Genomic DNA, 14,188 nt, shown 5'->3' on the forward strand with positions numbered 1-14,188 from the left:
CCTCCTCCCTTTAACCTTAATTAAAAATATTCAGGTGCCTATATCGGTGGTGTCCACCTCTTCCCATTCCGAACAGAGAAGTTAAGCCCACCAGAGCCGATGGTACTGCGGTAACACGTGGGAGAGTAGGTCGGTGCCAGATCTTAAAAAGAAACCCTTTAACAGAAATGTTGAAGGGTTTTCTTGTTATATACAAGGCCTTGTGTTTAAGGTCAGCGAAATTGAAATACTGAAATCGATATACATTATGGCTGGAAGGCCGAAGGTAGAAAAGCGGAAGGTATATACCCTCCCTCCCTAAAACCCTCCTTCCTTCAACCTTAATTAAAAATATTCAGGTGCCTATATCGGTGGTGTCCACCTCTTCCCATTCCGAACAGAGAAGTTAAGCCCACCAGAGCCGATGGTACTGCGGTAACACGTGGGAGAGTAGGTCGGTGCCAGATCTTAAAAAGAAACCCTTCAGCAGAAATGTTGGAGGGTTTTCTTGTTTTAAAGACTTCTTGATACTTATTATTTCCGGGCGTTAAGAGATTAGGGGGTTGTTCCCGCAGATCACGCTGATCTCCGCAGAGCCCTTTCCATTATCCGTTTCCATCTTACCTGTTTTTCCTTCTTCTTTCCCAGGTTAAACAGCCCTGATGGCAGTGAGCACGGAGCCAATTCTTCATTGGCGGAGTAAAACGAATAGCAGGACCGAACCAAACCTAAAAGCACAGGGACTGCGCTTCAAAAACAGATTGACCGCCCTTGTTAAAAGATGTGAAAACTTTCATTCTGAAAGTAATAAAACCGTATTATTGTAGTACTACGTACATATTATGATGATGAATGTAAACCTTAAGAAATTAACTTTTCTTGCTTTTGTTTTGTGTATAAATTTTAGCCTTTTTGCTCAAAGTAAGAATGTACAACTCCCTGCAAATTGGTTTAACCTCGATTTACAGGAGAATGGATATTTTGGTATTAGCACGGAGAAAGCTTATCGTGAACTTCTAAAGGATAAAAAACCTAAACAAAATGTTATTGTGGCGGTAATTGATGGTGGTGTAGATATCAATCATCCAGATTTGCAAAGTGTGTTATGGACGAATAAAAAAGAGATTCCTGGAAATGGAATAGACGATGACGGCAATGGTTATATTGATGATATCCATGGCTGGAATTTTATCGGCTCTAAAAAAGGTAATCTGGAGTTCGATAATTTAGAACTGGTTCGTTTGTTAAGAATTTACACTCCAAAATATCAATCAACAACCAATTTAACTCCTTTAGATAGTACGCAAAAGGAAGAATTTAAACTTTATAAGAAAATGGTTGGCGATTTCGGTAAAAAATACGAAGATGCCAGCAATACTTTTTCTGTTTTAATTGCTATTAACAAAGTTTTAGATTCTGTAGCCAAGATCAGTAAAAAAGAAATCCCAGCGATGGATGATGTTGATCAGTATAAGGCTGATGATGAAACGGAAGAGCAGGTAAAAACAATCATCAGAAAAGGTGCGAGGGAAGATGGTAGTTTCGAGAAATTTTATAAGAACATAAAGGAGGGATACAAGCAATACGATGCGATGCTGAAGTATAACCTGAACCCTAAATATGATATGCGAGCTGAACTGGTTGGCGATGATTATAGCAATGCTTACCAAAAAGATTATGGAAATAACGATGTTAAAGGTCCCGATGCTTTTCATGGTACGCACGTATCGGGAATTATTGGTGCTGATCGTACCAATTCGGCAGGTGTTTTGGGGGTAGCCAATCATGTAAGTATTATGGCGATCAGGGTAGTGCCCACGGGTGATGAACGCGATAAAGATGTGGCTAATGGCATCAGGTATGCAGTTGATAATGGCGCTAAGGTAATTAATATGAGTTTTGGCAAAAGCTACAAATGGGATAAAAAAGCGGTAGATTCTGCGGTTAAATATGCCGAAAGCAAAGGTGTATTATTAGTGCATGCCGCAGGGAACGATAACCAGAACAATGATATAGAAGAAAATTTCCCCAATAAGTTTTTTGACAGTAAAGAGGCAGAAACTTACAGGGAAGCTAATAAAAAACCTGGCAAGCCAGATTTCACACCACCTAAGCCTATGGCACAAAATAACGGAATGGGTATGAGGCCACCTTATAACCGATCTACATTCGTAAAGCCTGTACCAATTGACTCCGCAAAGTTTAATCTGCCGCATGCCAATAATTGGATTGAAGTAGGTGCAAGCGCTTATAAAGATGATGATAATCTGAAAGCCGATTTCTCTAATTATGGCAAGTATAATGTTGATGTTTTCGCCCCAGGGTTTTTAATCAAATCGACAGTGCCAGATAATAAATATGAAGAAGCTGATGGAACAAGTATGGCTTCCCCGGTTGTGGCTGGCCTTGCTGCTTTAATCTTAAGCTATTACCCTGATTTAAAACCAGCGCAGGTAAGAGAGATTATCATGAAATCTGTTTCTAAAGTAGCACATAAGATAAAATACAAGAATGATAGAGGGGAGAATACCCGCGTACTTTTTAGCGAAATCTGTGTGAGCGGAGGGATTGTGAATGCTTATAACGCACTTAAATTGGCAGAGACGTATAAATAAAAAAAGAGGCTTTTGATTTTTTTGAAGCGCAAGGGCTATTACAACTATTTAAGTTTGTTCCCGTGCTCCGCTGTATCCCTTCGCTGCGCTTTCGGGGATGCCGCTTCGCCCGGGGCTAAGCACTCCGGAAAATGCCCTGAATGCCAAACTAAAAAATACATTTATTAAAAAGCTAAGATTCCAGGGTTTTAATAAACTCCTGAAAGGTGCCAAATGGATAATGTTTACGCTTCATCCAGGAAATGAGTATTTCCATACGCTCGATCATTTTTACACCCGTATTTTTTCTTACATAACCAGGGAAACCAAAGCGTTCAAAATCATTTAAATCGGTAAATTCCCAGGGGTGGAAATAGATATTCAGGTATTTATCTTTTTTATAAGTCCAGCTGGTTAAGGTTTTGTAAATGCTTAAAGGCAGATTGTGAAAAGAGAGCCAGAATAGCGGAAAACGGACAATTGGGCTAACAGAAGCAGGGATCTGCAGAACCTTATCTTTAATAAAATGCGTTCGCGAAATATTAAAATTATTATAGCGTCCGGGTAGGTAAGTTGGATTGATAGATGTATTATAGGTGTATCCAGCCTTCTCAATCTCCTTTTCATCAACTGGCATCATTCTCGCCATGCGGTAACCTGTAATTTCTTTACCTGAAAGTTCTTCCAGCTTTAGCTTTGACTGAAGCAAATGTTCGGGTTTAAAATCAGAATGATAATAACCGTGCGAAGCGAGTTCGTGCCCTGTTTCCGTAATCCGCTTAATCAGATCCGGAATATTTTCAGCAAAAGTAACTGTGCAAAAAAAAGTAGCTTTCACACTATATTTATCCAAAATGTCTAAAATAGCGATAGTACCTGCTCTCGAAATGGCAATCTGATCCTCAAAAGAGATTTCTTTCCCATATTCGAAAGGCATGTCAAACTCTTCGATATCAAAACTTAGCAGTACCATTTTATTTTTGCTGAATATTGGTTGAACGGATAATATAATTTGGGCGGTTTTTAGTTTGCATAAACATTTTACCTACGTAAATGCCTATAATACCCAATATAATGAGCTGTAGTCCACCAAAAAAGACGATGGTCATAATTACCGATGCCCAGCCAGAAACTTCTACATGGTTTACAAATGCATAAATAATATAGGGAATGTATAATACAGAGGCAAGCGATAGAATAAAACCTAAATAAACTGCCGAATATAATGGCTTTATACTAAATGAGGTAACGCCATGTAATGCCAGCCTCATCATCTTTTTCAAAGTATATTTGCTGTTTCCCGAAAAGCGTGCTGCAGGATGGTAACGAATGGCAAACTGTTTAAACCCAAGCCATTTCACCAAACCACGTAGAAAAGGCTCATTTTCATGGAAATTCCTGAAAACATTTACAACTTTTTGATCAAGTAAACGGAAATCAGCTGCGCCAGGTTCGAGATCAATATCCGATAGCCAGTTTAAGGTTTTATAAAATAAGTTTGAGGAGCTTCTTTTTCCTTTTGATAAATTTTTATCTTCTTCACGAATGGTATAAACTACCTCATAACCCGTTTCCCATTTTGCAATCATATCGGGAATCAATTCCGGAGGATGTTGCATATCGCAATCCATGGAAATTACACAATCGCCAAAAGCATGGTCCATGCCTGCTTTAACCGCCAATTGGTGGCCAAAGTTCTTAGAAAACTCGAGAAAGAATATGTTGTCTGCCGTTGAAGCGTACTCTTTTATTTTTTCGAGGGTATGATCGGCGCTTCCATCATCCACCAGGATAATTTCATAATCATAATTCATGGTCGAAAAAACTTTTTTAATACCTTCGGTTATTACAAAAATGTTATCGGCTTCGTTGTAGGCAGGTATTACTATAGAAACTAATTTATTCATTTATCGGCAATCAGATAAGACTCAAAATCTTCTTTCATCATTTGATAGATTATGGTTAGCCAAATGATAACGCAAGGTAGGGCTTTAAGTGAATATAGACGAATAAATTCTTTAACCGGCCTGGGGAAAATATCGGTTGGCGATAAGCTGGTTAATATAAACGCAAAAACAAACAAGGCTATTATCCACCCTTTTTTTGGGTTTTGCTGCACCATAAACCAAATGGCGATGCCTGCAAAAGCGATAATATAAGTTGGCGATTCGGAACCGCTGCTAAATATAACGGTAAAAATAAGCGTCGATGCCAATAACATTAACCTAAAGCCAACATGTTTATATTGTTTAATCCGTAAATAGGGCAAAGCAAATAGTATTAGTCCAACTATTAAAAAAGGCGCATTCGGAATATTAACATTACCTGTTGTTCTCCTTACAATACCCATTAAAGAAATATCCTGGAATGAGGTTAATGATGCATTTAAGTCATTTTTATGGGCAAGGGAATGATACCAGTCTGCATAAGACTGGATAACAAAGCCTGGAGATGAAATTACCATTGGCAGGGCGAATAGTACTAAAAATGCAGCAAAACAACCCGCTATAAATTTTAATTTATTTTTGGTAAAGAAAAAAAATGCCAATCCAACAATTCCGTAAAGTTTAACCAATGTGCCGAAGGCGATAAAAAAAGCCGATTTTATTTCTTTTTGTTTAATCAGATAGGAGAAACTTAGTAATATTAATCCTGTTAATGCAATGTTAAACTGAAAACTGAAGAGTGCAGTTAATGCTTCATGTGCGCAGATCCACGCAATTATGGTTCGCTTGTTAGGTGATATGGGTAGGCTGTAAATTCCCCAAAGTAATATGGTAACATTGGCGATGTTCCAAAGTATACAGCCCAATCCATCAGGTAATAAGGCAAAAGGCGCTATGAAAATTGAAAATATGGGGCCGTAGTGGTTGCTGTCCTGGTATTCGGGATAATTATTATATAAATTCTGTAAATCGATGGTATGCCAATATACATATTTAAAAATCAGATAATTGTTGTAGGAATGGTGATGATATTGTTTAAAACCAGCTACAAGCGCCAGTATGAGGTAAACAGCAAATATACATTCCTTTTTTAAGAGCAATGAGGACAGTTTACCGAGATTAGTTTTTGTAAAAGTGTTCATTAATGATTTGGTGCCGCAATATAGCTATTTTAACAGCTCACATGGACATCCATTCTTTTAAAGCTTTGCTTTTGCTCCCGCTTGAAATGCGTATCGAAGATTAATTTTGGGTTATGGTTAAATTTCTTTTATTTAATCCAACAAAAGAGGCTGTCTCATAAATATAGAATTGTCAATCCTGAGGGGTAATTTATTTTATAAAAATCAATATTAGTGACGTGTAATTGATTTCTTTTGCCATACAGCACGGTCTTGCCTCGGCTCGCCGCCGCCGAAGGGCTCTTTCTTTTTGGCATCAAAAAGACCAGCGAAGCTAGCTTGAATGCCATTAAAAACATAAAGACACATGAAAAAACAAAAAATGCCGGCTGAAAATTTTTCTTTTGAAGCCAGTTGTGCGGCCAGAACAGTGCAGCCCGAAAAATTTGTTAGGCCGGATTTAAGTAGAACGGGGATAATGTGCTATGGCCTAGCTGGATGGAAACACGAAAGCATCTAAAGTTTTAACTAATAGTGTTTTATAAAATAACGTCAATGGTAGCTTTTCGAAGGACCTGTTTTAAATGTCTTACAGGGCGTTTCGACAGGCTCAATGTGACAAATCGATTGAATTACAATTTATGATACAGAGTCTCTTTTTAGGCTTTATTACCTGAACCTATTGCGCTTTAAATCTTAAAACGGTAAAAGAGTAAGCCGGTAGCTCAAGTTGTCTGCTTGCATCTGTATTGATTGTTGTCATAACCGGAACAGCTTTTTTATCAGCTGGATTACCTGAGATTACAGTTTTGATGGTGTTTTTTCCAAGTTGTTGTTGATTGAAATCGAGCGAGGTGTTCACGGTAACCGGAAGCAGGTTAACCAGTTTAATTATCAAATCTCCGGTTTTGGCATCTTTAACCATCGAACAGGCCATCCGTTTATTTACATTTTCCTGGTTTGAAGAAAGAACCATAGTTGATGGGATATACTCATCACCAGCATTCTGTCCGTATAATTGTTGTACAAAATAGCCTGTTGTAGGTTTTACCTCCGAATTGTTAAAATAAATCAGATCAGGATTCCATTGTGTATGCCCCTCTTTAGCTATAAGCGGGGCATAAGATGCCATACTCACCACGTCACCATTGCGTTCCAGTGAAATTAGGTACAGTGCTTCAGCGAGTGAAGTTTCCAGGTTTGTTCTATTGCCACCAGGTAAACTAGCCGCATACTCGCCCAGGTACACTTTCGATTTAGACCGATCGTAACTGTCGTAAAAATTTTGATTATTGATAAACCAACCCGGCGATTGGTAATAATGTTCGTCAATAATAGGAACGCTAAGGCTTGATGCAATTTGCCAGCCAGCTTCATAATCAGTTCCTTCGTAAAACGGACCTGCCGTACCAATAATTATAATTTCTGGATGCGATTTTTTCAGTGCTTTATAGATCATCGTAAACCGTTCAGCAAATACTTCTGTAATCTGGTCTTCATTGCCAATGCCTATATACTTCAGGTTAAATGGTTTTGGGTGGCCTGCTTCAGCACGTTTCTTACCCCATTCGGTTTTTACATCACCATTAGCGTATTCTATTAAATCTACTATATCCTGTATATATTGCCCCATTTCACTCATTGGTATACCGCCTTGTTGGCCACCACCACCTGTACCTGAATTCTGGCAGGGTACACCGGCAGCTACTACCGGAACGGGTGCAGCACCAATATCTTCACAGAACTGAAAATATTCGTAATAACCAAGTCCCATGGTTTGATGATAGCCCCAAAGGTTTCGGTCTGGTTTACGCGCAGCTAAGGGGCCTATTGAATTTTTCCATTTGTAAATGTTGGCAATGCCATCACCATGCGCAAGGCAACCTCCCGGAAAACGTACGAAACGAGGGTGTATATCTCCAATGGTTTGAGCCAGATCTGCCCTTAAGCCATTTTTTCGACCTTTAAAAGTACTTTTTGGAAACAATGAAACCATATCAATTGCAATACGCCCCGGATTACCCATCACGATTTCGAGTTTTGCATCGGTCACATCTGCAGAAGATACTAAAGTTAATGCTTCTGTTTTCCAGTTACTTGAAGTGATGTTTAAATTTGATTTAGCCAAAATTCCCTGTTTATCACTTACCAGTCTTACTTCGAGATTCATCTTTTTTATATTCAATAACTTTGATGATAAAGAAAAATCATAAGTTTCGCCTTTTTTCAATGCTATTCCATCAAAACCACTATTAAGAATGGATGCTCCGGCGAGGGGGATATCTAAAACCGCATAGTGCGGATTATTGGGATGAATTGGCGAAATCGAATCTATTTTCATGGTAGCACGATCACCCTTCAATATCCAGGCATAACTGCTGTTCCAGTTTTGGTCATTGTATTCTTTATCACGGGGGTGATATTCAAAATCCCTGTTTTGAATCAGTTCAGCATACAAACCGCCATCGGCTGCATAATTTAAATCTTCGAAAAATACACCTGTTAGCATATTGCTGATCGCTTTTGCTTTATTGGGTTGGAAAGTTATTTTTGCCTCCACATTTTTAAGCCCTGCAAAACGCTGTGCATCATCCTTAGTAGTTTCTCTGTCCTGTTTGTTTTTATAATCTTTTAGTTCGTATGCTTTTTTTAAGCCTAGAATAACTTTCCATGGTAAACGATGCATTTGCCCATTGCCTGCATTGGATAGATTAGCTAATGTACTCCCATTGCGATAAGCTGAAGCAGGCACTTCTTTTACAGGGCTGTAATGGTTTAAATCTTTGGTTTTGGTTTGAAAATATTTTTCGTTAGCATCCGCATAGGTTACGGTATATTCATCAAGGTTACCATCGTATTTAATAATTGGACGTAAAACATTTTTACCTTGCTTGACATAAGGATAGTTTTGCGGACTCCAGCTTACAAGATCTTTCGAACTTGAGGTAGCAAACTGTAGTGTATGGTCGTTCAGGCTCCAGATACATACCCAAAGTCCATCTTTGCCCTGGATAAGAAAAGGTGTTATCATTTTTTTTTCGCTTCCCCACCGGCCATAATCGCTTTTCAGGTAGGTATAATCGTTTCCTATTGGAGTCCAGTTCTGTTTATCTAAACTCCAGGCAAACCGAAGTCCGTTTGCATTATATGCAAATAAATAAGCCGAATCAGGTTCGTTGGTTGTTCTTTTATTTATAGCCAATACATTTACTGCCACTAAGATCAGCGCTATAAGAAGCCAGGATTTTCTTTCCATTTTTTGTTAAAATTTAATTGTTAAATTCCATTTGCCGGCCAATGCCCACCAAATCAGGATCATCGCTTATCATATTATAATCAACAAGATAGGTTGTGATGTCTTTTTCGCTGGTTCATTTTACTTTGTGCTGCGCATCAGCACTTAAGGCGAAAAACACCAGCAACAAAACTATTCCGGTTTTATAAAGAGTGATCATTTTGGCTAGAAATTTTTTCTAATTTAATAATAATCGTCGTTATAACGATTATTATTTATGTTACTTATCCAGAAATAATTTGTTGAGGAGGTGACTGATCCTGATACAAAGAGAAAAACACAGGCCTATAGTCCAAGTTGGCAAATACCAATATGAAAAAAACCTTTCCAAAATGGAAGGGTTTTTTTATGTCTGAATCTGATTATGATAAATTTTATTTATTTAACTATCTGTTTATCAAATTGTTGATTGATTTTTCTGTTTTGTGGTATAAGAGTTGGCTACTGGCCTGTAAAATCATTACAATCATGACAATATTACTTTTTTTAATCCTGGTGCTGCTCTGCTGGGCTACTTACAAATCGATAAACTGGTTCGAAAAAATTTAACACTATGACCGCATTATTTATTATCGCCGTCGCCGTATTTATCTATATGATCTACGTGCTGATTAAACCCGAAAAATTTTAATCCTTACCTCCTTCAACGGAGCAATTAAAAAATTAAGAAATGAATACTGAATTAACAGGCATCATTGCCACATTTCTGCTCACCCTGGTTATTGCCATCCCTTTAGGTAAGTACCTGGCCAAGGTTTTTGCAGGAGAAAAAGTCTGGACAGATTTTTTAAAACCACTGGAAACTGGTATTTACAAGCTTTCCGGAATCAATATTAAAGAACAGATGAACTGGAAACAGCAGTTAAAAGCACTGCTTACCATTAATATACTCTGGTTGTTTTACGGTTTTTTTGTACTCATCTTTCAGGATAAACTTCCATTCAATCCGGATGGAAACCCTGGAATGACACCAGATCTGGCTTTTAATACCATTATCAGCTTTGTTGCTAACTGTAACCTGCAGCATTATTCGGGCGAGAGTGGCGTAAGTTACCTTACCCAGCAATATGTGCTTATGTTTCTTCAGTTTGTGAGCGCCGCAACAGGTATCGCCGCTGCAGTAGTCCTTTTTAAAGCTTTTAGGGATAAAACGACAACCGAGCTTGGTAATTTCTGGGAATTTTTTGTAAAATCAATTACCCGTTTATTATTGCCTTTATCTTTTGTAATGGCCCTAATCTTAACTTTTAGTGGTACACCTGCAAGTTATGAGGGTAAAGATCAATTTATCTCCCTACAGGGAGACACCGTGCATGTTTCGAGGGGACCAGCTGCTCAAATGATTGCCATTAAACATTTAGGTACAAATGGTGGAGGTTATTTTGGTGCCAATTCAGCACATCCATTCGAAAACCCAAGCTACTTTACCAATATGGTTGAGCTGATTGCACAGGTCATCATTCCGATTGCCATGGTAATTGCCTTCGGCTATTTTATCCGCAGAAAAAAACTGGCCTGGACCATCTTTGGTGTAATGACCATTGGTTTGTTTATGCTGCTGCTCCCTATGTTAAGCTCAGAACTAGGTGGAAGTCCGGCTCTGGCGAAAATGGGTATTTCACAGACTACCGGAGCGATGGAAGGAAAAGAGGTTCGTTTTGGCCCCGCAGCCTCCGCTTACTGGGCAACTGTTACAACAATTATTTCTACCGGATCGGTAAACAGCATGCACGATAGCACCATGCCGATGTCGGGTACATGGCAGTTACTCGGTATGATGATTAACTCTTTTTACGGAGGTTGCGGCGTAGGTTTATTGAATTACTTCATTTACCTGATTGTTGCTGTGTTTATTTCGGGTTTGATGGTGGGCAGAACGCCGGAGTTTCTTGGGCATAAGGTTGAGGCCAGAGAAATCAAGATTGCGGCCATTATTACTTTGTTAAGCCCGTTTTTGATCCTTGCCGGAACTGCTGTTGCAAGCTACATCTTTACCAGTCATGGCAATGCAGCCTGGACTGTTCAACCTAAAAGCTGGCTTAATAATCCTGGTTTCCACGGATTCTCTGAGATGCTGTATGAAATGACTTCATCAAATGCCAACAATGGTTCGGGATTTGAAGGACTGGGAGACAACAATATGTTCTGGAATCTATCCACTGGTATTGTGATTTTCTTAGGTCGTTTCTTACCAATTATCGGCCCGGTTGCCATTGCCGGATTACTGGGAGCCAAAAAATTCATCCCTGAATCGGCCGGTACGCTTAAAACAGATACCAAAACTTTTGCACTGATGACTTTTGCGGTAATCATCGTTTTAAATGCACTTTCTTATTTCCCTGCTCTGGCCTTAGGTCCTTTGGCGGAATATTTTACCATGCTTAAATAGATATTAAAAATGAAACCCAATAATAAATTGTTCGAACCTGCCTTAGTGCAGACCGCACTAAAACAATCTTTTATCAAACTTGATCCAAGGGTTATGGTCCGTAACCCGGTGATGTTTACCGTAGAAATCGGAACGCTGGTTATGGCTTATGTTACCGTATATTCTTTCAGCCATAGCGGACAAGGCTCTCCCTTATACAATTTCTTCATCTTTTTGGTTTTATTGCTTACCGTTCTGTTTGCAAACTTCGCTGAAGCCATTGCAGAAGCAAGAGGTAAGGCACAGGCTGACAGCCTTCGTAAAACAAGGGAAGAAACGCCAGCCAAAGTGCTTTTGGCAAACGGAACCATCGAAATCCGTTCATCAAACCAGTTAAAAAAAGGAGATGTGTTTATTTGCGAAACCGGCGATACGATTCCGACTGATGGAGAGATTATTGAAGGTATTGCCACTATCGACGAATCGGCCATTACTGGTGAGTCTGCCCCGGTAATCCGGGAATCAGGAGGTGATAAATCTTCAGTAACAGGCGGAACAAAAGTTTTATCTGATGAAATTAAAGTTCAGGTAAGCACTGCGCCCGGCGAAAGCTTTTTAGATAAAATGATTGCTTTGGTTGAAGGTGCGTCACGTCAGAAAACACCAAACGAGATTGCTTTAACCATTCTGTTAGCCAGTTTTACCCTGGTGTTTATCATTGTATGCGTAACCTTGAAACCTTTTGCTGATTATGCCAATACACCAATAACCATTGCAGCGCTGATCTCCCTTTTTGTATGCTTAATCCCAACCACCATCGGCGGACTTTTATCGGCCATTGGTATCGCAGGGATGGACAGGGCATTAAGGGCAAACGTCATTACCAAATCGGGTAAAGCAGTAGAAACTGCTGGAGATATTGATGTGTTGCTATTAGATAAAACCGGAACCATCACCATTGGTAACCGTAAAGCAACCAATTTTTATCCAACAGCTGGTGTAACTGTTAAAGCTTTTACCGATGCCTGCGTATTAAGCTCATTGGCAGATGAAACCCCGGAAGGAAAATCAATCATTGAATTGGCTGCCGAACAAGGTTTCAAATCTGCCGGAACACCGGAGGGATCAACATTCATCAAGTTTACAGCCGAAACCCGTTCGAGCGGATTGGATACGGTAGATGGAAGACGGATCAGAAAAGGTGCCTTCGATTCGATCAGGAATATGGTACAAAAAAGTGGAAATCACTTCCCTTCTGATATTGAGGACCATGTAAAAGCTATCGCTACGAATGGCGGAACACCTTTAGTGGTAGCTGAGAATGAAAAAGCCCTCGGCGTGATCGAATTGCAGGATATTATTAAGCCGGGTATCAGCGAGCGTTTTGAACGCTTAAGGAAAATGGGCGTAAAAACAGTAATGGTTACCGGTGATAACCCGTTAACAGCTAAATACATTGCAGAAAAAGCAGGTGTTGATGATTTTATCGCAGAGGCTAAACCTGAAGATAAAATGAACTACATCAAAGATGAGCAAGCACTGGGTAAACTGGTAGCCATGATGGGCGACGGTACCAATGATGCTCCTGCTTTGGCACAGGCCGATGTGGGTGTAGCCATGAACAGTGGGACACAGGCGGCGAAAGAAGCAGGTAACATGGTTGATTTGGATAATGACCCTACCAAGCTGATCGAGATCGTAGAAATCGGTAAACAATTGCTGATTACCCGCGGTACATTAACCACTTTTTCCATTGCGAATGATGTGGCCAAGTATTTTGCAATCGTTCCGGCTTTGTTTATCGCATCAATTCCTGCGCTGCAAAGCCTGAATATTATGGGACTGCATTCACCAGAATCAGCGATTATGTCCGCTGTGATTTTCAACGCGATCATCATTCCAATCCTGATCCCACTGGCTTTAAAAGGTGTGGCCTACAAACCTATCGGTGCAACTGCCTTATTACGTAGAAACCTTTTTATATATGGTATCGGCGGTGTAGTAGCTCCATTTATAGGGATTAAAATAATCGATTTATTGGTCGGATTATTTGTATAACGAAAAATGTCATTCTGAGTGCAACGAAGAATCTGCAAGCGATAAAGAGCTACTCAAAACAATCACAGCCAGTAGATTAGAGATGCTTCGTTCCTTAGCATGACAGTAAAGAGAAATTTAAAAAATAAAAATATGAAAAAGTACATCATTCAATCCATCCGCTTAACACTTGTATTATTGGTACTGTTATGCGTAATATATCCTGTTACTGTTGCCTTTATCGGTAAAATGTCTAAAGGAAACGGGGGAGGAGAAAAAGTCACCAAAAATGGTAAAACAGTAGGTTATGCATTATTGGGTCAGTCGTTTACCAAACCTCAATATTTCTGGGGAAGACCATCAGCAGTTGCCTACAATGCAGCGGGTTCTGCAGGTTCTAATAAAGGACCATCCAATCCTGATTACTTAAAAGAAGTGCAATCGCGTATTGATACTTTATTGAAATACAATCCGGGTATCAAAAAATCAGATATCCCTGCTGATATGGTTACTGCATCAGGAAGCGGACTTGATCCAAATATTTCTGAGCAGGGTGCAGCCATTCAGATCGACAGGGTTGCTGCAGCCCGTAAAATCGATGTGAAAAAGGTAAAAGAACTGGTTGCCATGAATACACTTAAACCATTTATGGGTGTATTCGGCCCTTCATCAGTAAATGTGCTGAAATTAAATCTTGCTCTTGATGCACTTTAGTTAGTGACTTTGCAGTCTGTCCAAATGCGTTTGCCAAAACTAAAAGGATAGATAATGACGATGATAGGTTGCGAGGGATCGTCATTCTCAACTTGATTGAGAATCTTAATGCTAATGTATGGTGCATTAAGATT

General features: G+C 39.4%; 10 protein-coding genes and 2 rRNA genes. 8 read left to right on the forward strand and 4 right to left on the reverse strand.

The window, feature by feature from the left end; all coding sequences use genetic code 11:
- The first annotated feature begins 30 nt into the window (after positions 1-30).
- From rrf (FFJ24_RS00080) to FFJ24_RS00090, 3 genes are all read left to right on the forward strand, one after another.
- Positions 31-142 (forward strand): 5S ribosomal RNA (gene rrf / locus FFJ24_RS00080).
- Between the two features lie 192 nt (positions 143-334).
- Positions 335-446 (forward strand): 5S ribosomal RNA (gene rrf, locus FFJ24_RS00085).
- Between the two features lie 381 nt (positions 447-827).
- Entirely contained in the window at positions 828-2,594 is a 1,767-nt protein-coding gene (locus FFJ24_RS00090) for a S8 family peptidase (RefSeq protein WP_168202557.1), read from the forward strand.
- Between the two features lie 172 nt (positions 2,595-2,766).
- On the opposite strand, the gene FFJ24_RS00095 is transcribed toward FFJ24_RS00090, so the two are convergent.
- Genes FFJ24_RS00095 through FFJ24_RS00105 form a run of 3 tightly spaced genes read right to left on the reverse strand, consistent with a single transcriptional unit; the run spans position 2,767 to position 5,661 of the window.
- Positions 2,767-3,546, reverse strand: coding sequence for a polysaccharide deacetylase family protein (locus FFJ24_RS00095; RefSeq protein WP_138820101.1), 780 nt, complete (start codon positions 3,544-3,546; stop codon positions 2,767-2,769).
- Between the two features lies 1 nt (position 3,547).
- Positions 3,548-4,480 carry a glycosyltransferase family 2 protein gene (locus FFJ24_RS00100; RefSeq protein ID WP_138820103.1) on the reverse strand — a complete coding sequence of 311 codons (933 nt, stop codon included), beginning with the start codon at positions 4,478-4,480 and terminating at the stop codon, positions 3,548-3,550.
- On the reverse strand, positions 4,477-5,661 hold the full coding sequence (locus tag FFJ24_RS00105; RefSeq protein WP_138820105.1) for a glycosyltransferase family 87 protein: 1,185 nt from the start codon (positions 5,659-5,661) through the stop codon (positions 4,477-4,479). The genes FFJ24_RS00100 and FFJ24_RS00105 overlap by 4 nt, the downstream gene beginning before the upstream one ends.
- Before the next feature lie 346 nt (positions 5,662-6,007).
- Between FFJ24_RS00105 and FFJ24_RS25900 the strand changes: the two genes are divergently transcribed.
- On the forward strand, positions 6,008-6,160 hold the full coding sequence (locus FFJ24_RS25900) for a hypothetical protein (RefSeq protein ID WP_168202345.1): 153 nt from the start codon (positions 6,008-6,010) through the stop codon (positions 6,158-6,160).
- Positions 6,161-6,319: 159 nt separating this feature from the next.
- On the opposite strand, the gene FFJ24_RS00110 is transcribed toward FFJ24_RS25900, so the two are convergent.
- The gene (locus tag FFJ24_RS00110) at positions 6,320-8,896 is read right to left on the reverse strand and encodes an alpha-L-arabinofuranosidase C-terminal domain-containing protein (protein ID WP_138820107.1); all 2,577 of its coding nucleotides are present in this window, start codon (positions 8,894-8,896) and stop codon (positions 6,320-6,322) included.
- A 592-nt stretch (positions 8,897-9,488) separates the two neighbouring features.
- Here FFJ24_RS00110 and kdpF point away from each other — a divergent pair.
- From kdpF to FFJ24_RS00130, 4 genes are all read left to right on the forward strand, one after another.
- A complete protein-coding gene (gene kdpF / locus FFJ24_RS00115; protein ID WP_138820818.1) occupies positions 9,489-9,566 on the forward strand; it encodes a K(+)-transporting ATPase subunit F in 78 nt (25 codons plus the stop codon).
- A gap of 39 nt (positions 9,567-9,605) precedes the next feature.
- Positions 9,606-11,324, forward strand: coding sequence for a potassium-transporting ATPase subunit KdpA (kdpA, locus tag FFJ24_RS00120; protein ID WP_138820109.1), 1,719 nt, complete (start codon positions 9,606-9,608; stop codon positions 11,322-11,324).
- A 9-nt stretch (positions 11,325-11,333) separates the two neighbouring features.
- On the forward strand, positions 11,334-13,361 hold the full coding sequence (gene kdpB, locus FFJ24_RS00125) for a potassium-transporting ATPase subunit KdpB (protein WP_138820111.1): 2,028 nt from the start codon (positions 11,334-11,336) through the stop codon (positions 13,359-13,361).
- A gap of 132 nt (positions 13,362-13,493) precedes the next feature.
- Positions 13,494-14,054 carry a K(+)-transporting ATPase subunit C gene (locus tag FFJ24_RS00130; protein WP_138820113.1) on the forward strand — a complete coding sequence of 187 codons (561 nt, stop codon included), beginning with the start codon at positions 13,494-13,496 and terminating at the stop codon, positions 14,052-14,054.
- Positions 14,055-14,188: the final 134 nt, after the last annotated feature.

The sequence above is a fragment of the Pedobacter sp. KBS0701 genome (genome assembly GCF_005938645.2).
In the GTDB taxonomy this organism is placed as follows: Bacteria; Bacteroidota; Bacteroidia; order Sphingobacteriales; family Sphingobacteriaceae; genus Pedobacter.

Bases quoted from the DNA above. Each gene is read 5' to 3' on its own strand.
- kdpA (WP_138820109.1), top strand. From the start codon at position 9,606: ATGAATACTGAATTAACAGGCATCATTGCCACATTTCTGCTCACCCTG.
- FFJ24_RS00105 (WP_138820105.1), bottom strand. From the start codon at position 5,661: ATGAACACTTTTACAAAAACTAATCTCGGTAAACTGTCCTCATTGCTC.
- FFJ24_RS00095 (WP_138820101.1), bottom strand. From the start codon at position 3,546: ATGGTACTGCTAAGTTTTGATATCGAAGAGTTTGACATGCCTTTCGAA.
- FFJ24_RS25900 (WP_168202345.1), top strand. From the start codon at position 6,008: ATGAAAAAACAAAAAATGCCGGCTGAAAATTTTTCTTTTGAAGCCAGT.
- kdpF (WP_138820818.1), top strand. From the start codon at position 9,489: ATGACCGCATTATTTATTATCGCCGTCGCCGTATTTATCTATATGATC.
- FFJ24_RS00100 (WP_138820103.1), bottom strand. From the start codon at position 4,480: ATGAATAAATTAGTTTCTATAGTAATACCTGCCTACAACGAAGCCGAT.
- FFJ24_RS00090 (WP_168202557.1), top strand. From the start codon at position 828: ATGAATGTAAACCTTAAGAAATTAACTTTTCTTGCTTTTGTTTTGTGT.
- FFJ24_RS00110 (WP_138820107.1), bottom strand. From the start codon at position 8,896: ATGGAAAGAAAATCCTGGCTTCTTATAGCGCTGATCTTAGTGGCAGTA.
- FFJ24_RS00130 (WP_138820113.1), top strand. From the start codon at position 13,494: ATGAAAAAGTACATCATTCAATCCATCCGCTTAACACTTGTATTATTG.
- kdpB (WP_138820111.1), top strand. From the start codon at position 11,334: ATGAAACCCAATAATAAATTGTTCGAACCTGCCTTAGTGCAGACCGCA.